Genomic DNA, 23761 nt, shown 5'->3' with positions numbered 1-23761 from the left:
TCATAGCGTCGCCATCTTTCTTCATAGCGCCTTCGTTCTTCATAGCGCCGCCTTCGTTCTTCATAGCGCCGCCTTCATTTTTCATAGCGCCGCCAGTATCATTAGCAGGAGAAGCAGAAGGTGTACTAGAAGCGCCAGGATTATCACCACCTGAGCAAGCAACTAAGCTTCCCATCAAAGCAAGACTTGCAATCACACCAACAAATTTTAACTTCATCATCTTTCGGAACCCCTTAAAAGTCTCACTAAAGAAATAGACAAGGATCATCCTGTATAATCATACGGATGAAGCCAGATTTTGATAACAAATTAACTTTTTTTTAAAATTACTTTGCGAAAATTAATTTTTCTTAACAATCTGGCTTCATCTCCGATTGGGATATGTCTATGTAATTAGTACACTGTTATCCTTGGGCATTACGCAAAAAGTCAAGAATTCAACACAAATGTTTGTTGTGGAGATTGGGCATAAGTACATAGAGGTTTAGAGAAATTTATAAATCGGTCTTGATTTTGATTTTACTGACGGCTCTACCAACTTTCTCCCATGTTCTAGCTGTTTCTGCATCTTGCCAATTAGTTCTCAAATGTTCAGCCTTTTCGTAACAGACCTGCGAAAGTATACTAAGCACACCAGATAAACTCATATTCTCGATCATTATCTCTATGTCGCTTTTGTCGTACATTTTTACAACTCCGAAGCAAAATTTTGTTAAACAGCTTTGATATAAGTCATCATCTACCAAATTTGGTAGTGATAATACCTGGAATTGGGTTATCTCGTCATGCAGCAATGGAATGACTTAAAAATTACCTTGGGGATCGTCGGATATATGTCTGATGGACAGAAGTCAGGAGTCAGGTGGACTGACTTGCTGGAGTTGATATTGTCGCCATTTTTCTTGTTGACGGACTCGTTTCTCTTGAGTCAGTTGAGCAAAACAGTAGGGACAAGAAATACCTTCTTCATAATGAGGCGAAGCTTTATCTGGTTCAGCAATCGGGTGTCCACAGCAAAAGCACAACTCATGACTACCTGCTGCTAATCCATGACGAACAGCTACCCGTTCATCAAAGACAAAACATTCTCCTTCCCACAAGCTTTCTGCGGCGGGAATTTCTGCTAAATATTTGAGAATACCGCCTTTGAGGTGATAAACTTCCGTAAATCCTTGGGATAGCATAAAAGATGAAGCTTTTTCGCAGCGAATCCCACCAGTGCAAAATAAAGCAACTTTTTTATGCTGATTTGGGTTGAGGTGATGCTGCACATATTCCGGGAACTCCCGAAAAGAATTTGTGTGGGGGTTATTAGCTCCTTGAAAAGTCCCAATTCTGACTTCATACTCGTTGCGAGTATCAATCACCGTAACTTCTGGATCAGAAATTAAATCATTCCATTCTGCTGGAGTGACATAAATGCCTACTTGCTGATTCGGGTCAACTTCCGGTAAACCCAAAGTCACAATTTCTGGCTTCAGTCGCACCTTCATCCGTTCAAAAGGCGGTGTCTGAGCGTAAGATTCTTTGTGTTCTAAATCTGCTAAACAGCGATCGCTACCTAGATAAGCAAAAACAGCATCAATGCTTTGACGCGAACCCGCAATTGTGCCGTTAATACCTTCGGCTGCTAACAAAATTGTCCCTTTAATATCTTGTGCTAGACAGTAAGACAGCAAGGGTTCTTGTTTTTCGGCAAAGTCAGGCAAACTGACAAATTTATAAAATGTGGCAACAATCTGGGTATTTTCTTGGTTCATCCCTTTGGCAATGGAACAATCTTCCGGTACAATTTTTAAAGTAGCTAAATTTGACTACCTTTTCAATTTTACGGGGGTTTAGCTCAGTTGGTAGAGCGCCTGCTTTGCAAGCAGGATGTCAGCGGTTCGAGTCCGCTAACCTCCACTACATCAAGAATTGCCATTTTGGTGAGGCTACAAAATAGCCCGCGCTTTGATGGTTGCGGGAGAAACATCTAATATTCCCTGATCGCCGTCTAAAATGACTTGTACACCTACTGGTAATGCCGCATTTTGTTCACCGTGACCAAAGGGTAAATCAGAGATAATCGGAATTCCTAAATCACCCAAGCGATCGCGCAGAACTTCTTCCACACTAAAACTAGGTACGTTGACGGGAGGTTCACAACGAGTAAAACCACCTAAAACTATCCCGCGCACGTTGGGTAACACGCCACTTAACCGCCACTGAGTTAGCATCCGGTCAATACGATATGGTGCTTCTGTAACATCTTCAAAAGCCAAAATCACATCCTCAAAATCAGGTTGTAGCGGTGTACCTAAAAGATGCGTAGCGACCGTGAGATTACCTGGAAGCAAAATCCCAGTTGCAATTCCACCACCCCAACCACAACCTTTCAGCGGCTCTACCTGCTTTCCTTCTACCCAATTCAATAATCGCTCTCTAGACCAATCTGGCTCATTGGCAAATGTGGTCAAGACAGGTGCGTGAATACTAGAAATTCCGACATTAAAAAGACTCCATAACAAAGCTGTAATATCAGAAAATCCAATGAGCCACTTCGGCACTATGGAGTTTTTATGCCAATCCCAACTTTCTAAAATGCGGGTGCTGCCAAAACCGCCTCTAGCACAGAGAATGCCACGGCAATCAGGGTCGTGCCAAGCTGCGGCTAACTGATGGCGACGAATTTCGTCTTTGTCAGCTAAATAGCCCCAACTTTGGTCAATATTAGGGCTTATTTCCACACAATAACCGCGCGATCGCCAAATTTCTATACTCCGTTCAAAAGCATCAAATTCTCGTAAAGCACCACTAGGCGCAATTACGCGCAGTAAATCTCCAGGTTTTAGGGGCGCAGGTAAAATTGTTGATTTCATCAATACATTTTTTAGGAGACAGAATTCCAGAATCAGCAAAAATCCAACTATATACTGTACTCGCTATGATGTACACTCATAAAATTTCACGGCAAAAACAGAGTCAATCATCATTCTTGACTCTGTTGAATAGGATATGCTGCACACTTGACTTAGGCGATGGAAAAATCTGTCACCAGGATTCAGCATGAATTATCTGGAAAAGGCTGGAATCTCCTAGTTTTTTGTTCTGGCTGCTGATTTTTTCTTTCAGCAATACAAATTCTCCAATAAAATTATCTTGGAGGTGTACGAGTCGGTTGGGGTGTAGGTGTTGTAGGGGTAGGTGTAGGAGAAGGTCTTTGTTGTGCAATTACCATATCTGCTTGATTAGCAGCTTGAGAATCAGAAAAGAAGACTCCACCAAGAGCGGTAGTCATTAACATCGCTATAACCACAGAGTTTATCCCCTTCATAAGAATTTCCTTTTTGCAGAGATTTATGTCTACCTATTCTGCTCAATCAAAAAAATTCTGCTATCTTGCTGGAGAAATAAGCAGTTGTGGGTGGTTTCGCAACATTAGATAGATGGTAGATTCAAGCTCATTTAGTATGGCAGTGCGATCGCACTAGTATTCAAAATAAAATTTCTATGCCCAAAGTAAAAATTTTTAATTAAGTTTTGGGAAAACTAAAGATGACAATACTGCCTTTTTTCGTACCTGACTTTGCAACTATGGTTCAGGGCGAAGATGGGAAATATAACTTAAAAGGCAAAGGATTGATATTATGCTTGCTACGCATAGCATGAACAATGCTAATGAGCTTAACCTGCGATTAGAGTCAACTTTGCAAGAATTACCTATGTGGGAAGTTCAGGTTGAGTTAGATTGTCCAGGCGGTGAGTTAATTAAACTTTTTAGTCAGCAACCGTTACTTCCAGGAATTATTTTGAATCAAGGCCAGTGTTTTGTAGGCATGATTTCGCGGCAAAAGTTTTTTGAAAATATGAGCCGTCCCTATAGCTTTGGTTTATTTTCGCGCAGATCAATTGAGAGTTTATATAAATTTATACAACCAGATTTATTGATATTTTCTGGAGAAATAACCATTGTAGAAGCGACTCAGACAGCATTAAAAAGAACATTAAATCTAGCCTATGAGCCAATTTTAGTAGCAACTAAATCAGGAAAATACGGACTAATTGATTTTCATCAATTACTATTAGCTTACTCCCAAATTTATGCCTTAACTTTGAATCATCTACAGCTTGTAGAAGAACAATCAAAAACTGCTAAAGCTGGTTTTCAAGATTTGCAAAATAATTATACTCGCTTAGTACAAAATGAAAAAATGGCAGCATTGGGACAATTAGTTGCGGGGATTGCCCATGAAATCAATAATCCTGTCAACTTTATTGCGGGAAATTTAGTTCATGCTATTAATTACACTCAAGATTTACTAGAGCTAATTGATTTATATCAACAACATTATCCAACTCCAAAAGAACCTATTAAAAATCAAATTTCGGCATTCGATTTAGATTATGTGACTGAAGATTTTCCTAATTTATTAGCATCAATGAAAATAGGGTGCGATCGCATTCAGCAAATAGTCCAATCCTTACGCAATTTTTCTCGTCTTGATGAAGCTGAGAAAAAAATAGTTGATATTCATGAAGGTATTGATAGTACACTGCTTATTTTAGGCAGTCGCCTCAACGCAGAAATTAATGGCGTAAGAATCAGCATTGTTAAAGATTATGGCAATATTCCAGCAATTGAATGTTACGCTGGGCTAATAAATCAGGTTTTTATGAAAATCTTGACAAATGCTATTGATGCGTTAGAAGAATCAATTATTAAAAATCAAGAATTAAATCCGCATAGCACTGGACTCTTAAATAATCCAGAAATTAAGATTCGGACTGAAATTACAAGTAATAATCAAGTAAATATTTGCATTGCTGATAATGGAATGGGCATTCCAGAGGATATCCAAAAATATTTATTTGACCCTTTTTTTACTACCAAACCAGTCGGTAAAGGTACAGGATTAGGATTATCTATTAGCTATCAAATTATTGTGGAAAAACATGGTGGACAATTACAGTGTCTATCTACTGTAGGGCAAGGAACTGAATTAATTATTCAAATTCCTGTAAGACTCTCATAATATTGAGTTCCTTTTAGCGGCCAAATAATAGATGAGCGAATTTTGAAAGCGTTAATGTCAGTAATTGTAGCTTTTTACTTCAGAATTCGACTACGCTTGCAAATTTTAATCAAATCATGGCAGTATAACTCTGCACCGCTTAATCGAGGTGCAAATTGAGTATCAGCAATATTTATTGTCACCAAAAAATTTTATGAACAAAAGATTGAAACTTAGCCTCATCCTGCTGGCAGCTTTAGGAAGTTTTACCTCGCCATTAATTGCTAGAGCTAATTTTGAGGGTAATCTCAATGTAGAAATTGATGGCTTAAAAAACACACAAGGGCAAGTCTGCGCCAGTATATTTGCCAGTAGTCAAGGATTTCCGGCCGATCGCGATCGCGTATTACAAAGACAATGTACTAAAATTACTGACACATCTGTAAAACTGACCTTTAAAAACTTAAAAGCAGGTAACTATGCCGTTGCTGTGATGCACGATGAAAATGACGACTTCATGGTTAATCGTAGTGACTTAGGTTTTCCTCTCGAAGGCTTTGGATTTTCTCAAAATCCAGAAATTATTGACCGTGCGCCTAAATTTGAAGAGGCTGCTGTTTTAGTTGCAGGTGCGAATACAGATATCAAAATTCAGTTGAAATATTTATAAGGACAATTAACCTGGCTCTTTGTGAATATCCTCTGGTAAATTTGGTTGAACTGCTATGTTACGCATTCTTTTTATTTGAGTTAAAGCATACTTTGCTGTTGCCTGTACTTCTGCATCTGGGTCTTCGAGTGCGTGGCCTAACATTTGACTCATTTGCGCCATCATATCGTAGACACGAGTCAAGTCACGGATAGCATTTTGCCTGACTTGAGGACTATCATCTTGCAAAGAGATGGCTAAAGCACGGTTAATTGGCTTAAGGGCGCGGGTGCTGATTTCTGACAAAGCTGCCAAAATTAAGCTACGTTGTTGGGAATCAGCATCAATCATTAAGTCAACTAAAGGTTGAATTGCGCGAGAATCACCTTGCTGTCCTAAATCCCAAATCGCCTTACGTCGCTTTGTTGGGTCATTACTGTGTAAATCTTTAATTAATTCATCAACGATATTAAGTTTAGCTAGGCGAGAAGTTTTTTCTACTGACACAACCGTTGGTAGTGCCGATGTTGGTGTCTGTGTCGTAGTTTCTGGATTGATTGATGTGCTGTCTAATTCTGGTAAGGTTGATTGAATTGGGTCTTCAGCAGCTGGACTCAAAGCCGGAAGCGGAGAATCTTGAGACTGTTGTGCTTGCTTGGACTGACGAAACCTTTTTAATAAAAACAGAAGTGCGCCAATACTGCCAAAAATTCCTATTCCTAATAATGACCACCACACAAAGTCTTTTTGTTTAGGCTTGGTTGTAGCCGCAGATTGAGTATCTGGGCTAGGTGAAGCCACAATTGGCGAAGTCGCAAACTGATTTTTTGAAAGAATAGCAGCTTGTACACTCACCTGCGTGGTCTGGTCAGCAATACCATCTGTTCTTTTTAAAGTCTTGATTTTTTGAAATTGAGCCACAGCAATTTGAGTAGTGGAACCATACTTTCCATCTACTAACCCCTTATAAAACCCTAAATCTTGCAATTGGGATTGTAATTTTTGTACTTCCAGCCCTTGACTACCCAATTTTAGAACAGCCTGCTTAGTGGGCTGTTGGGAATTGGCTTGGGCAATTGTTAGGTACTGAGGGTGAGATGTGGCTGTACTTGGGTGATTGGGGTAAAAACCCAGACAACTAAAACAAATGGATATCAGGATAGAGGAAGGACATAGCCTCATATTGCCAGCTTCAGCCTGAACGTGATTTTGAAATGATCCATACCACAATAGCTTCTCTTATGTCTAAATGTTAACTATGGTTAATGGTCATTTGTGATGATTTATTCTTCCCTGATATCCTGCCCTTCTACACTAATTAGGGTAAAATTTCGGTCTCCGATTCTCTGACCTGTATAGATAGGGAATTGAGCTTTTTAGCTGATGTTTCTAAGACTGGTGGTTGCTGTGTGGGAGTTTTTTCGGGAATATTGAGTGTTTGGTTCTGTCCAGCTAAGTTATCACGCTGATTGATAAGATAGATGCTGATTAATGTCAAACAAACGCCTATCCACTGCAAGGGACTGAGAATTTCTGAGAGGAAGAGGTTGCCAAAAAGTAGGGCAAATACTGGTGTGAGGAAGGTTAAGGAACTCAGACTAGTTAAACTGCCACTAGAAGCAAAATAGAAAAATAAACCATAAGCGATCGCACTACCAAATACTGTGGCATATCCTAAAGCCACCCAATCAGATGCAAGAATATTTTGCCATTGCTGAGATTCTCTGAATGCGGAAACCCCCCACAAGGGCAAACCACCAATAATCATGTGCCATCCGGTAGCGCTTACAGGGTCAGCATGGCGCGTCACAAATCTAATTAACACTGTGCCTACGGCCATTGATAGCGCCGCTAACAACATTAACCATTCACCACTAGCAAATAAATCTTGCCAGTTACCCAGTGTGATATTTCCTTGTGTACCCAACCAATGAAATATCAACTCATCTGGTAAGCCAATTAAGCTAATACCCGTCACGCCTAAACCCAATCCTAACCAGCCCCAAAAACCAATGTGTTCCTGAAACAGCCACAACGAGAGCAAAGCCACTGCTAAAGGTTGGGAGTCAATCATCACTGATCCTAATCCGGCAGTGGTTCTGACTAAACCTTCTGCTAAAAAACCTTGGAATAATGTCCCATCTATTAAGGCAAATAAGGTAATCCATAACCATGCTTTCCAACCTTGTGGCTGGGGTCTACCCATCAGTGCGGCGACAACCAAAATTAACACTCCGGCTGGTAGCAAGCGCACACCCGCCATAAATAGTGGTGTGGTGTGGGGGATAACTCCTTTCATGGCGACCATTGCTGTTCCCCAGAGAAAAAAGGGAGCAATTAGCAATAAGGGAGCGAAGGGTAGTCGAGATGCACTGAGTTTCAGTTGCATGAGTTTGCTGAGACCTTTATGACACAAGAGCAGAGATTACTTTAACCAATTCTACCCAATTGTGACTTTTTGTGAAGGAAATCATACTTAATTAGTACTTAAGTATGAAATGGAAACATCAAGGAGTCTTTGTGTGAAGTGTTGAGTGGGGAGTGTTTTTCCACTCAACACATATCTCTATTTGGCTTACTCTTTTGGTTTATGCTTGGATTTGTGAGAGCCAAAGCTATAGACCATTGCTATTTTTACGAGGTCGAAATAGGCAGAATGATTATCTTTGTTGACAATTGCTAAAGATATCGAGCCTGCAACTAAAATGACCAAAATTGGTGAGAGTGTTTCGCCGGTGATGCCGTTGTTGTTATCTGACATGATATGACCTCCTGTAAAGTGATGCCTTTGGCTTATTTCTCAGCCAAAGGCAATATGTAAAACAGCACCGTGAACTGGGAATTAACGCCAGGACTCAAAAATCATGGCGATCGCAAATAAACAGAACAACGAGGCTGCAACCCTTCCCAACCAAACCCAAACTTCGGCAGATAGTAGGCTGTTAGCGAGGGCAAATGCACCGAAAATATGAAACACTACAAAAGCGATCGCCAAACCAGCTAAAGCCCACATAAAAAACTTCAATCCTCTAGCGGTCAAGATTAAAAGGGGATTTCGGTTGTCTTCGTGATGAGTTTTCATAGTTTTCTTCCTGTCTTCAGATGGGAGTTGAACAAGAGACCTTTCGTCCTGTTTGTTGTTGCTCATAGAATTTCCTCCTCGATAGAAAAACCTAAGCAAAAAGCCGGACACGTAATTTTTGTTACATTGCCCGGCTTGTAAACTTCTCATTTATCAAAAGCCAAAGTCTCAGATGATTGATATTCAATTTTTCTGATTACCTCGCCAAGCTGCCAGTCTTCTTGAACTTGTGATAGCTATGGCGATGGAGTAGATTATTTTTGGTGGCGAGACTGTCTACAAGCTATCCAGGTTTCCAAAATGTGTTCGTGTAATTTTTGGATTTCTTGTAGTTCTTGTCGACTCAATGTGTGTCGGTGGCTAATATGACCACTCAGTTCTACAATCGCTTCGTAATTTCCCTTTCTGCTAGAGATAATTAACTGGCCGTGTTGAGTTGCAGACAAGGTTTCAATCAAGAGAATAGCCATGTGAGAAAAAACGAGTGGTAACTCAACTGCATATAACTGTTTGGGGTTGGCTAAAATTTCTGGACTGCCTCTTTCTTGCGGTTTCAATATTGGGGATTGTTCTCCTACTTCCAAGATAGTTTTGATTGAGTTAGAGCCTCTAATAAAGTCTGGCAGTCCTGAGAAACTGGTCATTTTAGTTGCCCCCTGATGTTAGCTGTAGAGTCGGGACTTATCTGTATATCTCACATACACTCCTCTGTGTATAAGATAACCACATCCTAATTAAAAAAGCAAGCGCTTAAGAGGAATATTTCTTTAAAAAATGCCTGGTTATGTAAATTTAGTATATATTTTTCCTTGTATATATCTCACGTAGATATAAAAAGCTATACTAAGAGTAGGTTTTTATACAAAAAATCTTGGTAAAAAGTAGCCTATATTTTATTCTAAAGAATAAAAATATCGTCTACACTCATAAAAACTGAAATAGTATAGTTACCAACTAGTAATACAATTGTCTGGTTACAGAAATTCTGTAATGACAGATTCTTTTTTAGACTTGACAGTCGTGCTATAAGAAAATATTCTCACATACTGATAAGTCAAATATATTGTGTGGAGCTTAAATGAGATGAACAGCGCAGCAGATATGCCTCTGCTTCCCGATGATTTCATTACAGGAGTTGCGAATAAACATAATGTAACGAAAACTGAGCTAGAGGCATTACTATTAGCATTAAAAGATTATTCTGGTGCAGAAATTGCCGAAAAACTGGCTATTTCTCAACCAGCAGTAAGAAAAAGATTAGGAGAAAGTTACCGCAAATTAGGTATAGAAGGCAGCGGTAATAAAAAAATTTATAACTTGAAGCAGAAACTATACGCTCAATATCAAGGTATTCAAGAAAACTTTACTTCACCAAAAGAAGATTGGGGTGAAGCAGTTGATGTAGATGGTTTTCGCGGACGAGAGACAGACATTAAAGATTTAGAAGAATGGATAGTTGGTAATGCTAATGATTCTGTACGGTGTCGGTTAGTAGCCGTTTTGGGTATGGGTGGAATTGGTAAGACTGTAATTGCAGCCAAAGTTGCCCAAGAAATCCAGTCGCAGTTTGATTATCTAATTTGGCGATCGCTCCGCAATGCACCACCACTATCAGAAATCCTCAACCAACTTCTGCGATTTTTACCTCATGATGCTGAAGATTACTTAACAGTTAGTGAAAATAACAAAATACTTTTACTGATTGATATTTTACGAAAACATAGATGCCTAATTATTTTGGATAATGTCGAATCAGTGCTACGCAGTAGTGAAGGCAAAACTCAAGAATGGGCTGGCGAATACGAACCTGGTTATGAAAACTATGGCTACTTTTTTAAAAAAGTGGCAGAAACATCACATGAAAGTTGTTTATTAATAACTAGTCGAGAAAAACCCAAAGAAGTCGCTGTACTAGAAGGTAAAAATCTGCCAGTGAAAGTTTTACAGTTATCTAGTCTTAATTTAGAAGAAGCTAGAGAAATTCTGCTGGATAAAGGATGTAAATGTACTGATGAACAATTAGAAGAACTGGTCAAAAGATATTCGGGTAATCCTTTAGCTTTAAAAATAGTAGGTACCACAGTTTATGACTTATTTAGCAATAATATTACAGAATTCTTAAGGGAAATTCAAGAAGAAAATGCTGTTTATGGCGATATTCGCTCACTTCTAGAAACACAATTTAACCGCTTGTCAGATTTAGAAAAACAGGTGATGTATCGGCTGGCAATTCATCGGGAATATCTGTCTCTAGCACAACTAAAAAATGATTTAAGAACTACAGATGTTGAGTCAAAAATTTTGGAAGTGGTAGAGTCCTTATTAAGGCGATCGCTAATTGAAAAAGAAGCCAACACCAGCAGATTTCGGCAGCAATCTGTAGTGATGGAATATGTGAATGAAAGTTACATCGAAAAGGTAACTCATGAATTTAGCGAAAAAAAAAACCGGAGTTTGTTCATGCCCATCCTTTATTACAAGCGCGATCGCTTGATCATATCCGGCAAACACAAGAACGACTGATTCTAGAACCAGTTAAGCAAAAGCTCATCAAAGCTTTTGGGACAAAAACAGAACTCGAATCTTATTTACGACGAATGCTGAGAACTTTACAGCAGGAATCGCCCTCAACTCCAGGTTATGCAGCTGGTAACATAATCAATCTACTGCGACAACTCCAGATAAATAAATCACAGCCAGATTCATACATTGATTTGAGTGGACGTGATTTTTCGGGACTGACTATCTGGCAAGCATATCTCAAAGATGCCAATTTACAAGACACCAGCTTTGCCAATGCTGATTTAAAGAGTTCTGTTTTCACAGAAACGATGTCTAGTATCGTTTCTGTGAGATTTAGCCCTGATGGCAAATTTTTTGCCACAGGTTTAATCACCGGAGAAATTCGATTATGGCGGACTGCGGATACTAAACAAATTCGCATTTATCAAGGTCATAGTGCTTGGGTTTGGGCTTTTGCCTTTAGCCCAGACAGTAAAATCCTGGCCAGCGGTAGTGCAGACTACACAATTAAACTCTGGGATGTGCAAACAGCTGAATGTCTGCAAACATTCACAGAACATACAAATAAAGTGTATTCAGTAGGTTTCAGTCCCGATGGTTGTCTATTAGCCAGTGCGGGTGAAGACCAAACTATTAAAATTTGGGATATTGCTACAGGGGTATGTCAGCAAACACTTTTGGGTCATGATGATTGGGTGTGGTCTGTCACCTTCCAACCATCTCCCACCCTTAATAATACTTTTTTACTTGCTAGTGGCAGCGCCGACAGCAAAATTAAGCTGTGGGATATCAACACAGGTAAATGTCTCAAAACCTTGACTAGTCATAACCATGAGGTTCACTCAGTAGCTTTTAGTCCTGATGGGCGAACCCTCGCGAGTGGGAGTGCCGACCGCACCCTCAAACTGTGGGATGTAAATACAGGTAAATGTCGGCAGACTTGGGAGGGACATAGTAAAAAAATTTATTCTGTGCGTTTTAGTCCTGATGGGCAAACCCTCGCCAGCGGTAGTGAAGATAGAACAATTAAACTCTGGGATATCGCCCAGGGTGAATGTTTGAAAACACTACAAGGTCATTATAGTCAGGTGTGGGCGATCGCTTTCAGCCCTGACAGTCGCACCCTGATTAGTTGTAGTGACGACCAAACAGCCAGGCTGTGGGATGTAAATACAGGCAATTGTCTCAATGTATTACAAGGTTATACCCGCGATGTCTATTCCGTAGCCTTTAGTCCCAATAGTCAAATTCTGGCGAGTGGAAGGGATGATCACAGTATTAACCTGTGGAATTTACAAACATTAGAATGCCATCCTCTCACAGAACATCAAGGACGGATTCGTTCTGTCGCCTTTCATCCCAATGGGCAAATCCTCGCCAGTGGTAGTGCTGACAATACAATTAAAATCTGGGATATCACAGACATTCGCCATAGCAAATGTACTCAAACCTTGACTGGACACGGTAACTGGGTATGGGCAGTTGCTTTTAGTCCTGATGGGCAAACCCTAGTTAGTAGTAGCGAAGACTGTAGCATTCGCATCTGGGACATCTCTAGTGGTGATTGTCTGAAAAAAATCAAAGAACATAGCCATTGGGTGTGGACAGTAGCCTTTCATCCTGATGGTAATACTCTGGCAAGTGGTAGCGCTGACAGTCAAATTAAGCTTTGGAATGTCGCCAGTGGCGAATGTCTCCAAACCTTTACAGAACATCAAGACATGATTTGGTCAGTCGCCTTTAGTCCTGATGGGAAACTTTTAGCCAGTGGTAGCGAAGACAAAACCGTGAAGTTATGGAATCTTCGCACAGGCGAATGTATTCACACTTTAATAGGGCATGATCAACAAGTCTACTCAGTGGCATTTAGTCCCAATGGGCAGATTTTAGCTAGTGCTGGTGCTGATACCACTGTGATGCTGTGGCAAGTAAATACAGGCGAGTTTCTCGAAACTTTGAAATTAGGACATACAGCAGCGATTCGTTCCTTAGCTTTTACTCCCGATGGTAAAGTATTGGCGAGTGGCGGCGAAGACGAAAAGATTCAACTATGGGATGTGCAGACTTGTCGGAGAGTGCGATCACTTAAACCAGATCGGCTCTACGAACGTATGGATATTAGCAATATCACAGGCTTAACAGATGCTGAAAGAGCTTCTTTAAAAATGTTAGGTGCTGTTGATTAAAGTTCTCAGCTTTCCGGCAGTAGGCTGATCAAAAATGAATACATTCATGATGAAAATTTGCATCTGAAATCATTCTCAAGAGATATGAATGCAAGTACATCATTCTGTTTTCCTGTTCATTTATTGAGATGATTGGTGTTTTTATATTTTTTCCCAAGAATACCAATCAACTACCAGGGCATTACACCATCAAAAAATATTAATCTTAGGTGTGTAATCGTTGTGTTATTATCTCAAACTCAAAGTAAACAAACATCCACTCAGATTTATTCCATTAAAATTGTATTAATTGGAGAATTTCTGAAACACAGAAGCTTTAATGGCGCAAACAAAGCCTTGCCAGTTCTGGCTTCTAGTTTGGTTAATGCAGGATTTAGGCAAGTTTTACAACTAGATTTAGAACGCCTAGATTTAAGAGTTGATGATGTTTTAAAGGAAATCATCAATGCTGATTTAATTATATTTGCTGGCTGTCTCACAACTCAATGGCCAGAGATTGACGATCATAGTAGCAAAATTTTTGCCGAACTTCAAAAATATGGCAGAAAAAACGTACCAATTTTAGTTGGTGGTTATGCAACTAAAAGCGTTGAAGATATTGCCCGCATTACACCTTGGATTACAGCTTTTTGTGATGGTGAAGGCGAAGAATCAATTATAGAAATTTCTCATACTGTTGCTAGAGGTACTTTTTATGAAGAGATGCAACATTTACCAGGGTTATGTTTTATAAATGATGATGGGAAATTTCATCGAACTATTGCAACCAGAGTTAATAATTTTGATGATATTGACCAAAGCTTTGGTTTAGTTCATGTACCGCAAGTACATGATATGGATATTTTTAAATCTTCAGATGGTAGACAATTAAAAACCGCCCAAATATTTACTCAACGAGGCTGTCCTTGGGGATGTGGTTTTTGTAATAAAAGTAGTGAAAGTAATAGTGTTATTAGGTTAAGTGAAGCATCTTTGCGTAGACAATTACGGCAACTAAAACAGCGTGGTTATGAAGCAATTTATTTAGATGTTGATACTTTTACTGTGCATGAGCAAGCAGCTAAACGTGAAGCCGAAACTCTTAAAGAAGAAGGCTTTTTTTGGGGTTCTAATACGCGCATCGATAAAATTAATTATGAACAGATGCGTTATTTAGCAGAACATAATTGTGTATATCTGTTTTTTGGGGTTGAGCATACTTTACCAGAAGTTTCATTAGCTAACCACAAATTTAACGGTTCTGTTGCTAGTCAAATTAAGCAAGCATTTGATTATCCAGCCAAGATTACCAGAGCTTTTCAAGATATGAATCAGGCGGGATTGCCTAGTAGTTATTTTTTGATTTTAGGCTTACCCAAAGCTAAACTCAACGATAAAAAGACTGAGATTATTGGTTATGAACCGACAACTTATGCAGATGATATCGAGGCAATTCGTTTTGGTATTGAAAAGTGTAACCCAGATTTTTTGAATTTTAATGTGCTGCGATTTATGCCTGGGAGTATGGCTGCTGATACAGTTGGTGATTGCAGTTATTCCTGTGTGCGTCCGTCAGGAAAACAGCCAATTACTGCTGGATATTTTTTACCACGAGCCGTCAAGCATTATGGATATCCCCAGTTTCAAGAACATGGTGTTTACCGACTGTGTGAATCTGTGAGTAGATATCAACCAATTACAATGGCGATGAATCCTCAAAGGGTTTATGATACCATTTGCTATGCGATGCAGTTGATTAATGCCAAGATTGATGCAGGTGGTAAAGCGACAAAATTGTTTATTGATCGAGATTTAATAGCTTTAGGTTTAGTCACTCAAGATGCACAGGGAAAATATGCGATCGCACCTTTAGAAGACTTTGCCAATATTTAATTTTGCCGACTCAAATGTAGGTTAGGTAGAGGAATAAAAATCAACATCATCAAGACTTTGTTGGGTTTCCCTATCGCCTACACCCAACCTACAATTTTATTTCTAACCTGTAACTTATAACCTCTTATTTCTTCCCAAATAAGCTATCTAAAAAGGAGATATTTACAGCTAAATTAATTAAACCTTTCCCACTCCTTCTATCGACGATTTCCGCATTATTTAAAGCCACAATATAAGGTTCACCATCAATAGAGGCAATAATCGGGCCACCAGATGAACCACCTGCCGTATCGCAATCATGTAATAAGATATTTGACTGCTCATCAACAATACTGCAACCAGCTTGGAAACCCGCTGTCCATCCTTGTCCGGCTGTTAAACCCCAAAACTTTTCCGTCTCAGCTTGGGGATAATCACCAGAATATCCCACAAAAAAGAATCTTTTCTCATTCCGAATTAACGTTTTAGCAGGCAGAGACTTCCAACCTAGATAACCATATTTGCGCCCCAACGGTCTATCAATTTTGATAACCGCCCAATCATTAGCCTCAGAATTTTTATCTTGAAAATGTGTACCCGCTAGATACTGCACAGCATAAGCTCTATCTTTATATTGACCATCCACGACATTGGGTAGAAAAGCAACTCGGCTGGCAACTTGTCCAGTTTTTGGGTCAACTACACAGTGAGCATTAGTTAAAACAATATCCTCATCAATCAAAGTCCCGGTACAAGTGTAAGTTTGCGAGTTTGATTCGCCAACAATGCGACCAACAGTAGACCAAGGATAATTATTACTTAACATGGGTAGGCGATCGTCCCGGCCTATCGTTCCCCGCGTTCCTTTTTTAATAGGTTTATTTGACTCCTCAAGTTTTTCTGGCTTGAATGGTTTGCCATTATTTTGTAATTCTAATTGACCCGCTTTTTTCAACGTTGGAGCTGCTGTTGTTTCCGGTTGTTTTTGCACCTGTGCTTCTACAGAAACCCAAACACCGAAACTCATAACAATAACAACACTGGAAATTAATAATGCAGAATTTTTTTGAGAAATCAATCTGTTATTCATTGATCAGCCTCTTTGCTTTGTAGACAAAAATACCATTCTTGGATGAAAATCAGCTTAATTAAATGGCATTCACTCAATAACTAGCACCAATACTCCGCGTTACTTTGCCCTTTCCTCCACTTTCCTCCGTGTTTAAAAACACAAAAAACCCTTCAAATTCCGGAATTATCTCTGCAAATCTGAGTTGGGATAATTCACAAATTCCAATTGCGGCGGAAATGAAAGAAGCCTTCTAATCTATCTTGTACGTCTGGGTGGTTATTTAATATTTGCTGATATTCTTGGGCTATTTGAGTCAAAATTTCTGTAAAATTGGGATGAACAGGTGCTAAGTTAGCTAAATCTTGGATTTTAATTTTTTGATTGATGGCTAACGCAATTACATTTATTAGTTCTCCTGCACTTTGACCTAAGATAGTTGCACCTAAAATTTCGCCATTACGTAACACAATTAATTTACAAATACCTGTAGTTTCGCTGTTGATTTGTGCTGCTGTTAAAGATTTAAAATATTGCCGTAAAACTAAAAATTTATCATCACGAAATTGTCGTTTTGTTTGCGTCTCGGTCAAACCGACTTGCGCTAACATGGGATGTGTAAATATTCCCCAAGGTATATGTTGATAATTAACTTCTAATCTAGGGAAAAATAAGGCATTATTGAGAGAAATTCTCGCTTCATAATTAGCGATGTTAATGAAGTCATAGCCACCAATTACATCGCCACAAGCGTAAATCCGTTTGTTAGTAGTTTGCAATTTATTATTAACTACCAAGCGATGCTGATACCATTTCACCCCTACTGCTGCTAAATTTAAAGACTCAAAATTTGGTTTTTGTGCTGTTGCTACTAAAATTTCATCAGTTTCAATTGCTTTATCTCCAGCTTGAATCCATTTTTTATCATCAATTTGTTTGACTTGTGTAACGGCAGTTTGAGTCAGAATTCGTACACCATCAACTTCTAATTGTGCCTGAAGAATTTGAGCAATTTCTGGGTCAATATTTGGCAGAATATGAGGATGTTTAATAACTAATGTGACAGTGCAACCTAAACGAGCTAAAGTTTGCGCTATTTCTAGACTTTGCGGAACACCACCAAGAATTACCCAATTTTGGGGTAGTGTGGTTTTTTGGAGCGATCGCCAAATATTATTTAAGGTCATGTAACCTGTAGCTGGTAAACCTTCAATATTGGGAACGGCTGGACAAGAACCACTGGCTAGTAAATAGGTGCGTCCTCGTAATAGGCGGCGGACTGGATGTTGGCAAGTGTTGGCTGATGTTGCTTCATTTTCATCAATGGCAAATGCCAAATGTGGTGAAGCTTGAAATTCACCTTTGCCAAAAATCACATCTACTCCCATTGCGGCTAGTGTCGCTGGAGAATTGAGTTCTTGAACATTGGCCGCAACGCCGTCAGCATATAGCATTGCCTCTTGCCAGGCAACAGATATATGGCATTTTTCGGCGATGTCGGCATGGTTGCTATGAATACCACAGCTATCTGCTTGATTGAGAGACTGTAAACGGTGAGCAATTTCGCTGAGAGTGTGGTGATAAATAAATCCGTAATTTATTCGTGGTTCTACTAAAGCCACTTTCGCGTGCCATTTAGTTGCAGCTAAAGCAGCATAGCGTCCGGCAAGACTGCCGCCAATAATCACGACATCATAATCAATGGTCATTTGTCATTTGTCATTGGTCATTAGTTAATTGTAGAGACGAGATGATTAGCGTCTCTACAAGGTGCAAGATAATTCGTAGTTAGATTCTGACAAACTACGAATTTTAGAGTAATGTTTGGAGCGCTGTTAATAAGCGCTGGTTATCAGACACAGAACGCACTGCTACTCGGAAAAAGCGATCGCCTAATTCTTTAAAGCTCAGGCAATCTCGAATTAAAATTTGATGCTGTTGGAGTAATTGTTGCTGTAACTGCGAACTAGATTGTTGTGATGCCACTAATAAAAAGTTCGCAGCACTGGTGTGAGGTTGCAATCCGGGAATGGCAGCTAAACCTTGAAACAATTGGTTTCGGGTTGGTGGTAGCCATTGCCAAGTTTGCTGTTGAAAATTGCGATCGCTAATGACAGCAATTGCGGCGGCCGCAGCGAGATTATTCACAGGCCAAGGATCACGCCACGACTGCCACAGTGATAAGCGGTCGGGATGAGCGATCGCATATCCCAGTCTCAGCCCCGGCAGACTGTAAAATTTTGTGAGCGATCGCAACACGACTAAATTTTCATATTCCTGCACCACCGGAATTAAACTTTGTTCTGCTTCTGGTGGTACAAAATCCATAAACGCTTCATCTACCACCACTAGGGCAAATTCTTTTAACAGCGGTAAAATTTCCTGCCGTGAAAATAATTTTCCTGTCGGGTTGTGGGGATTGTTTAACAGCAGTCCTTTGTCGTTAGTACTTTGTCCCCAAAGCTCTAAGTGCTGGCTGCCAACACTCAGACTCGTGTCATTGTTAATTAACAAATGACTATTAACTGCTAAATCAATGGGAAACTCCAGAACTTTAGCGTTGTAAGCCGTCAGAGTGCGGTAGTAATCACCAAAGGCTGGAGTAAGCAAGATTGTTGCAGATAATGCTGCTAATTCCCTACCCACCAAAGTTAATAATTCTGCTGAACCGTTACCTGGCAAAATCCACTCTGGAGGTAATTGATGGAAGTGACTGAGAGCGAGTCTCAGTTCACTATATTCTGGTTCTGGATAGTGCCTCAGACTACTAATTTGAGATTGAATCGCAGCGATCGCACTATCCGGTGGCCCTAAAGGGCTGATGCTTGCAGAAAAATCAAGAATAGCATCACGGGGACATCCAGCCAGTGCTGCTGCCCAGGCTAAATTTCCCCCGTGTGCTGGTTGCTGCATCAAAATAAAAATTCCGCAAACTAAACTTAAGATTTTGGGGGTGCAACTCTTTCTCTAAACAGTTTACCAGCAGAGAAAGCAGGCACTTTAGTCGCCGGAATTTCCATTTTCTCGTTGGTTTTGGGGTTACGACCTTCACGGGCTTTACGTTCCCGTGATTCAAAGGAACCAAACCCCACTAGTGTGACTTTATCGCCAGAGGAAACCGCTTCAATAATGGTTTCTAAAGCAGCGGTTAAGACAGCATCTGCTTGTTTTTTGGTAACACTAGCCTTTTCTGCTACTGCATCAACCAATTCGCCTTTGTTCATATAAACTCCTTCAGGTTTACTTGAGATTTCATTCAAGATGCACCATGTAGCATCCTTACTGAAATCTCTGTTTGCAGAACTACAAAAGTCGTGCTTAGGGAGTATTTCTACTCAAAACGGCTACACATCCCTTTGGCTCGACTTTTCAATGAATCATTCTAAGGTGTAGCAGCCAGAAGTGGATATATGAAACCGTTAATTTATATGGATTTCAGGATTTTTTGTGTTTTTAGGGGGTGTGTTGCACTCAAAACCACCCCTAAAGTAGGAATAAATACTTAGTAAAAACCCTGGTTGTGAGAGAAACAATTAAATTATTGGGCAAGAGAAAAATCTGGATTCATGGCTAATTACGGCCTAATTTAGTTATTTTATTGAGTTAATAGTCTGCCAAGGGCGATCGCTGGGAATTTCTCAGCATTAAGGATGGTAAGCCTATCGCCTCGCTTGTAAACCATCACTGATTTTTGATTTTGGATGAGTTGCACCAGTCATTTTGAGAAATTCTGATACTCAGTGTTATGTGATTGTAAAATAACTTAACGTTTGCTCATAAGTTTTTGAGGGTTAATCTTCTTCATTGTCATTAGCTGGCAAAGGCTGGGCGATGTTGAAGCCAAGGTTTTGCTGTTTCAATTTGGGCTGCAAGACTAATTAAAGTAGCTTCCGCCGCAGGTTTACCCACAAGTTGCACACTCATAGGCACACCATGACTATCAAAACCCACTGGAAATGCGATCGCAGGTTGTCCGGTGGCGTTAGCCGCAGGACAAGGTGCAACCCAACGCATAATATTTTGGAATGCTTCTTCGGGGCTTAAAGCCGCCCATTCTCCTACTCGAATTGGCGAATGTAAATATACAGGCAATACCAACACATCAAAATGGTCGAAAAATGCCACAATTTGCCGGGAGACAATTTGCAATTGGGATAAAGCCCGGAGATATTCGGCAATAGAACCTGTACGCGCCAATAACCAACGGTTAACAGGCTGCAACGCCTCTACGGGAAGTCCTGATGCAGCTACCCCAGCTTGCCAAACGATTTGGAATGGTTCGACTAAGCCGCTAAAATCTGGGCAGTTTTCTTCAACGGTATTCCCCAATTGTTCTAATAACTGGACTGTTTGTAATACACCTTGCTGACAATTAGCATCCGCCGTTCCCAAAGGTGTGATTTGAGTAGAGAAAGCAATGCGTAACCCAGAAACTTTTGCTTGGGTAGCGGCGAAAAATGAAGGTTCGGGGTCAGGTAGCCAATAAGGATCACCTGTGAAGTAACCAGATATTGCATCTAACATAGCCGCTGCATCAGCCACAGTCCTAGCAATTGGGCCATTAACCGCAATTCCCCCCAAGCGATCGCCGACAGGGGCTTTAGTGACTCTACCGCGTGATGGTTTAATCCCGACTAAACCGCAACAAGCAGCTGGGCCACGAATTGAACCACCACCATCAGAACCTTGAGCGATCGCACATAATCCCGCGGCTACCGCTGCGGCTGCGCCACCACTAGAACCGCCGGGAGTATATTCTAAATTCCAGGGATTTCTCGCTGGAGGAAAGCCTGTTGGTTCGGTGTAAGGAAAAGAACCAATTTCGGAAGTGGCGGTTTTACCAAGAATAGTGAACCCTGCTTGTTTAATCCGCGTTACCACCCCGTCATCATAATTAGGAACGTTATTTAACAATGCCGGATTACCGTAGGTACAGGTGACACCAGCCACAGCGTTGAGGTCTTTAATGGAAATTGGCACCCCAAAAAACGGCGGTAGTTCAGTAGATGTTGCCAACATTTCGGTTTTTGCTTGGGCATCAGCGATCGCGATTTCTGCCGTCACCGTAAAATAACTTCCCAATTGGGGGTTCAAACGCTCAATTCTTTGTAAATATATTTCCACCAACTCCAGTGGCGACACTTCCCGATGGCGGATTAATCGCGCTAACTCCAGGGCTGGAGTAAACGCTAAATCAATTTCATTCATATTTGACTTTAGTTACCAATTGTGCATTATTTAAAATTTTTCAACTGAATTTGTTACTTTAGCAGGATTTACGGGAAGTATGAATCCATAGCTCCTCAGATTTTCTATCTTTCAGGATGCTGCTCTACCACCAATAAGATGAAGCTTGTATTCAAGCTAACACCTTGCTGCATAGTCATTTTAATTGTTTCACATCAACTTTCGGCAAATCCCCAAGGGATATTTATGGCTGATTTAGAAACTCTGGTAAATGAATTACCAAAAATTGTTCATAGTCTGAGGCTAAATATTGGACATTCCCATGACATCATGCAACAGATTGTCATGATTAATCATGGACAGGATCAACTACGGAATATTCAAGAAAAAGTTAAGTCCAGCCAATTAGAAAAATCTCCTACTACTACAGTTGCTTATTTAGATTCAGTCCCAAAAAATTGCAAAAATGGAGATTATACAGTCTACATATATAAATATGATTATCCAGGCTTGCTAACAGCAAAATTTGGGAAACTACCAGCGGATATTTCCCTTAAAGAAATTCAAGCTAAAATAGAAGTCTGGATTGATTGGGGTGATTTAATTCAGGCTATTGCTGCTGATATTTTAAGTGATATTAAATTAGTGCAACAACTAAATATTGATGCTAATCATGATAGTATCCCTGCAACCTTTCAATCAGTAGAGGAAGTCTTAAAAATTCAGTTAGATTTAAATAAACCTAGGATTCTTCAACAACAAATTCAGCAAATTATCCAAGCTCAAGAAGATTCTTTAAAAATCAAGGAAAGATTAGAATTTATTTTTAATAATATTAAGCAGAGCCATAATTTATTAAGCATTTTACTCGGAATCTCATCTTTTTGTGGTAAATCTGGCTTTGCACTAGAATGGCTAGATGATGATCACGAATTAATTATATCTGGGGATGGCAGATTACAAGAGTTAACAGATATTATTAATGACTGTGAGTTTTACCAAACTAAAATTGATGGTTTGATTTTGCAGATTAGTTCTTTGAGAGTTAAATCAGAAAAAAAGTTACTCAAACCTAAATCTGAAAAATGGAAATTAGGAAATTATCATCCAATAAAAAAGTTTAAAGAAAAGAATTTAACTCATTATGGTGGGATAATTGCTGCTAGTTTATTATTCTTAAGCTTTGGTAGTTGGATGCTCAAAGCAGAAATTCCCCAACTCCAACAAATTTACTTAAATTTTAATCAAGAAGAAACTGCGATCGCTAATTTTAAAGCCGCGCAAAACCTCGGTTTGGAAGCCTCTGGTTTAGTACAATCTCCACCCCATCCTTTAATTGTTTGGCAACAAGCAGAATCTAAATGGCAAGAGGCTATTAAGCTACTAGAAAATATACCACACAATACATCAGTTTCTACCAAAGCTAAAGATAAGTTAATTACTTATCGTTTATATCTTAATGTGATTAGTAAAAAAGTAATTACTGAAAATAAAGCAGTAAATAGTTTAGAAATAGCTCATAAATTAGCAATAGAAGCAAACTTTTTAATCCAAAGTTCCCCTCATTCATTTTCGGTGCGAGAGCAAGCAAAAAATAAATGGCAAAAGGCAATTAATACTTTAAAACAAATTCCTGGAAATACATTTGTTTATCAACAAGCTAAAGAGACTTTGTTGAATTATCAAGCGAATTATCGGGAAATTAGTCAAAAAAATTAATCAGCGCCGCAGGCTTTTATCATACTATTACTAATAACACAAACCTGAAAAGTTCTGCCTGACTTTTTAGGTATCCATCCAAGTTGTATAGCTTGCTTTATCCACTTGGCTACGTCTTTTGGTGTGACTGTTTGTATTGGAGTGAGGATAAACCCCTGTGAGTGAAGTTTATCGGTAATAACCCCTAATACTGAACCTGGCTCAGAAGCGTGTGCTACTGCAACATGAATATGTCCATCAGGATAGTCTACTTGGCAGTTTGTAGCTTGTCTTCTGATTAGCCAAATGAATGTTTCTCCATCAACTAAAATTTTTCTTGTACCTTTTTTTGGTATGGACATCTGTATTCCCATATCAAATAATTTTTAGTGAAAGTAAATATAAATTTCTCAAATATTCATGGTTTTATCTATGGTTACTATAGATAGTTTTGATGGTTAAAATATGGTTATCAAAAGTATTAAAATTATTAATCATCATTTATGTTATTTTTTTATCTAA

At 39.5% G+C, this 23761-nt stretch carries 20 protein-coding genes, 1 tRNA gene and 1 pseudogene; 7 read left to right on the top strand and 15 right to left on the bottom strand.

What is annotated here, in order from left to right:
• Positions 1 to 220, bottom strand: a pseudogene (locus NCWK1_RS29575) (pentapeptide MXKDX repeat protein); the annotation flags it as partial.
• A gap of 631 nt (positions 221 to 851) precedes the next feature.
• The gene (gene trhO, locus NCWK1_RS12985; RefSeq protein ID WP_103125011.1) at positions 852 to 1760 is read right to left on the bottom strand and encodes an oxygen-dependent tRNA uridine(34) hydroxylase TrhO; all 909 of its coding nucleotides are present in this window, start codon (positions 1758 to 1760) and stop codon (positions 852 to 854) included.
• Positions 1761 to 1832: 72 nt separating this feature from the next.
• Between trhO and NCWK1_RS12980 the strand changes: the two genes are divergently transcribed.
• A tRNA-Ala gene (locus tag NCWK1_RS12980) sits at positions 1833 to 1905 on the top strand.
• Positions 1906 to 1934: 29 nt separating this feature from the next.
• On the opposite strand, the gene NCWK1_RS12975 is transcribed toward NCWK1_RS12980, so the two are convergent.
• Both NCWK1_RS12975 and NCWK1_RS29570 read right to left on the bottom strand, forming a co-directional pair.
• Positions 1935 to 2861, bottom strand: coding sequence for a S66 peptidase family protein (locus tag NCWK1_RS12975; RefSeq protein WP_103125010.1), 927 nt, complete (start codon positions 2859 to 2861; stop codon positions 1935 to 1937).
• A gap of 275 nt (positions 2862 to 3136) precedes the next feature.
• A complete protein-coding gene (locus NCWK1_RS29570) occupies positions 3137 to 3280 on the bottom strand; it encodes a hypothetical protein (RefSeq protein ID WP_187308141.1) in 144 nt (47 codons plus the stop codon).
• Positions 3281 to 3629: 349 nt separating this feature from the next.
• Here NCWK1_RS29570 and NCWK1_RS12970 point away from each other — a divergent pair, with 349 nt between their 5' ends.
• Both NCWK1_RS12970 and NCWK1_RS12965 read left to right on the top strand, forming a co-directional pair.
• Positions 3630 to 5015 (top strand): sensor histidine kinase, encoded by a 1386-nt coding sequence (locus tag NCWK1_RS12970; protein WP_103125009.1) that lies wholly within the window; start codon positions 3630 to 3632, stop codon positions 5013 to 5015.
• A 193-nt stretch (positions 5016 to 5208) separates the two neighbouring features.
• The gene (locus NCWK1_RS12965) at positions 5209 to 5664 is read left to right on the top strand and encodes a DUF2141 domain-containing protein (protein WP_103125139.1); all 456 of its coding nucleotides are present in this window, start codon (positions 5209 to 5211) and stop codon (positions 5662 to 5664) included.
• A 6-nt stretch (positions 5665 to 5670) separates the two neighbouring features.
• On the opposite strand, the gene NCWK1_RS12960 is transcribed toward NCWK1_RS12965, so the two are convergent.
• The 5 genes from NCWK1_RS12960 to NCWK1_RS12940 all read right to left on the bottom strand — a co-directional run bounded on the left by NCWK1_RS12960 (position 5671) and on the right by NCWK1_RS12940 (position 9369).
• On the bottom strand, positions 5671 to 6825 hold the full coding sequence (locus NCWK1_RS12960; RefSeq protein WP_103125008.1) for a HEAT repeat domain-containing protein: 1155 nt from the start codon (positions 6823 to 6825) through the stop codon (positions 5671 to 5673).
• 136 nt (positions 6826 to 6961) lie between these two features.
• On the bottom strand, positions 6962 to 8032 hold the full coding sequence (locus tag NCWK1_RS12955) for a DMT family transporter (RefSeq protein WP_103125007.1): 1071 nt from the start codon (positions 8030 to 8032) through the stop codon (positions 6962 to 6964).
• Positions 8033 to 8218: 186 nt separating this feature from the next.
• Complete coding sequence (locus NCWK1_RS12950) at positions 8219 to 8404, bottom strand: hypothetical protein (RefSeq protein WP_096583428.1); 186 nt, start codon at positions 8402 to 8404, stop codon at positions 8219 to 8221.
• Positions 8405 to 8485: 81 nt separating this feature from the next.
• The gene (locus NCWK1_RS12945; RefSeq protein WP_103125138.1) at positions 8486 to 8791 is read right to left on the bottom strand and encodes a hypothetical protein; all 306 of its coding nucleotides are present in this window, start codon (positions 8789 to 8791) and stop codon (positions 8486 to 8488) included.
• A gap of 188 nt (positions 8792 to 8979) precedes the next feature.
• The gene (locus tag NCWK1_RS12940; protein ID WP_103125006.1) at positions 8980 to 9369 is read right to left on the bottom strand and encodes a hypothetical protein; all 390 of its coding nucleotides are present in this window, start codon (positions 9367 to 9369) and stop codon (positions 8980 to 8982) included.
• Positions 9370 to 9808: 439 nt separating this feature from the next.
• On the opposite strand from NCWK1_RS12940, the gene NCWK1_RS30145 reads away from it, so the two are divergent.
• The 3 genes from NCWK1_RS30145 to NCWK1_RS12930 all read left to right on the top strand — a co-directional run bounded on the left by NCWK1_RS30145 (position 9809) and on the right by NCWK1_RS12930 (position 15306).
• Positions 9809 to 11248, top strand: coding sequence for an NB-ARC domain-containing protein (locus NCWK1_RS30145; protein WP_245894894.1), 1440 nt, complete (start codon positions 9809 to 9811; stop codon positions 11246 to 11248).
• Positions 11249 to 11322: 74 nt separating this feature from the next.
• Positions 11323 to 13434 carry a WD40 repeat domain-containing protein gene (locus NCWK1_RS30140; RefSeq protein WP_245894893.1) on the top strand — a complete coding sequence of 704 codons (2112 nt, stop codon included), beginning with the start codon at positions 11323 to 11325 and terminating at the stop codon, positions 13432 to 13434.
• A 222-nt stretch (positions 13435 to 13656) separates the two neighbouring features.
• A complete protein-coding gene (locus tag NCWK1_RS12930; RefSeq protein ID WP_103125005.1) occupies positions 13657 to 15306 on the top strand; it encodes a B12-binding domain-containing radical SAM protein in 1650 nt (549 codons plus the stop codon).
• Positions 15307 to 15430: 124 nt separating this feature from the next.
• Here the strand turns inward: NCWK1_RS12930 and NCWK1_RS12925 are convergent, their stop codons facing one another.
• The 5 genes from NCWK1_RS12925 to NCWK1_RS12905 form a co-directional block, all read right to left on the bottom strand.
• The gene (locus NCWK1_RS12925) at positions 15431 to 16375 is read right to left on the bottom strand and encodes a trypsin-like serine peptidase (protein WP_103125004.1); all 945 of its coding nucleotides are present in this window, start codon (positions 16373 to 16375) and stop codon (positions 15431 to 15433) included.
• 194 nt (positions 16376 to 16569) lie between these two features.
• A complete protein-coding gene (locus NCWK1_RS12920; RefSeq protein ID WP_103125003.1) occupies positions 16570 to 18063 on the bottom strand; it encodes a dihydrolipoyl dehydrogenase family protein in 1494 nt (497 codons plus the stop codon).
• Positions 18064 to 18166: 103 nt separating this feature from the next.
• On the bottom strand, positions 18167 to 19267 hold the full coding sequence (cobD, locus tag NCWK1_RS12915; protein WP_103125002.1) for a threonine-phosphate decarboxylase CobD: 1101 nt from the start codon (positions 19265 to 19267) through the stop codon (positions 18167 to 18169).
• A gap of 26 nt (positions 19268 to 19293) precedes the next feature.
• Positions 19294 to 19578 (bottom strand): HU family DNA-binding protein, encoded by a 285-nt coding sequence (locus NCWK1_RS12910; RefSeq protein ID WP_015111786.1) that lies wholly within the window; start codon positions 19576 to 19578, stop codon positions 19294 to 19296.
• A 586-nt stretch (positions 19579 to 20164) separates the two neighbouring features.
• Complete coding sequence (locus NCWK1_RS12905; RefSeq protein ID WP_103125001.1) at positions 20165 to 21562, bottom strand: amidase; 1398 nt, start codon at positions 21560 to 21562, stop codon at positions 20165 to 20167.
• 138 nt (positions 21563 to 21700) lie between these two features.
• Between NCWK1_RS12905 and NCWK1_RS12900 the strand changes: the two genes are divergently transcribed.
• Entirely contained in the window at positions 21701 to 23260 is a 1560-nt protein-coding gene (locus NCWK1_RS12900; RefSeq protein WP_146033985.1) for a hypothetical protein, read from the top strand.
• Here the strand turns inward: NCWK1_RS12900 and NCWK1_RS12895 are convergent.
• The gene (locus NCWK1_RS12895) at positions 23257 to 23601 is read right to left on the bottom strand and encodes a hypothetical protein (RefSeq protein ID WP_103125137.1); all 345 of its coding nucleotides are present in this window, start codon (positions 23599 to 23601) and stop codon (positions 23257 to 23259) included. The two genes, NCWK1_RS12900 and NCWK1_RS12895, sit on opposite strands and share 4 nt — an antisense overlap.
• Between the last annotated feature and the right edge of the window lie 160 nt (positions 23602 to 23761).

It is taken from the genome of Nostoc cycadae WK-1 (assembly GCF_002897135.1).
Lineage (GTDB): Bacteria > Cyanobacteriota > Cyanobacteriia > Cyanobacteriales > Nostocaceae > Nostoc_B.
This window is presented reverse-complemented; position numbering and strand designations above follow the sequence as displayed.